This is a genomic window from Salinimicrobium oceani (genome assembly GCF_012037645.1).
This window is the reverse complement of record NZ_JAAVJR010000047.1, coordinates 1-950: the sequence shown is the minus strand read 5'-3', so window position 1 is coordinate 950 and position 950 is coordinate 1. Positions and strand designations below refer to the sequence as shown.

At 44.9% G+C, this 950-nt stretch carries 1 protein-coding gene and 1 pseudogene; both read right to left on the bottom strand.

What is annotated here, in order from left to right:
- On the bottom strand, positions 1 to 569 hold a 569-nt coding region (locus HC175_RS15260), incomplete at its 3' end, for a zinc metallopeptidase (protein WP_168139331.1).
- Positions 570 to 685: 116 nt separating this feature from the next.
- Positions 686 to 950, bottom strand: a pseudogene (locus HC175_RS15255) (leucine--tRNA ligase); the annotation flags it as partial.

The following is a 950-nucleotide window of genomic DNA, read 5'->3' as shown; positions in this document are numbered from 1 at the left end:
TTCAGCATGTTTTCGGTTTCCAGCCATACTAAAGCTCTTTTACTCGCATCGTATTCTACCGGAAGGGTGATAAAGCTGAAAAGCGTGCCCATTCCATAAAGGATGATTCCCACTAATAGAACTGTTTGCCCTACGCCTACAGAGACCATGGTCATCAGGATCAAACCGCCAAAGATCGCCCATTGGGAGAATTGGGAAGCCACCTGCACCACCGGCACCAGTTTGCTTCTCATCTGCAACCAGCTATAAGCTTTCGCATGCTGTATGGCATGCCCGCACTCATGTGCAGCAACAGCTGCCGCAGCGGCATTCCTTTGAGTATAAACCGCTTCACTCAAATTAACGGTTTTCTTGGAGGGGTTATAGTGGTCTGTCAATTGCCCGGGAGTAGAGATCACCTTTACATCATTGATCCCATTGTCCCGCAACATTTTTTCTGCAATCTCACGACCGCTCATCCCATTTTGCAGGTGCACCTTGGAATAGTGCTTGAATTTACTCTTAAGCTTGTTACTTACATAAAGACTCACGATAAAAATGAGCCCGGCGATGATATAATATCCCATCATAGTTTCTAAAATTGTTTTAGTTCAAGGTTCAATAACAAAAATCCAGCCAATTTACATTTTTTCGCGGAACTGAAATTTTGTCGTTTTCCGCTGCTGCTGCGGCTTCAGAAAAGATCTTAACCCACGATATTTACGATCTTACCCGGCACAATGATCACCTTTTTTGGAGAACGGCCATTGAGTTGCTGCTGGGTTTTTTCATGAGCCATCACCGTTTGTTCGATCTCCTGCGGACTCATATCAAAAGGAAGCTCCAGAGTGAACCTCATCTTTCCGTTAAAAGAGATTGGGTATTCTTTGATGCTTTCCACCAGATATTTTTCCTCAAAGACCGGATATGCTGCCGTAGTGACCGAAGTGTCATGCCCCAGCTTCTGCCAA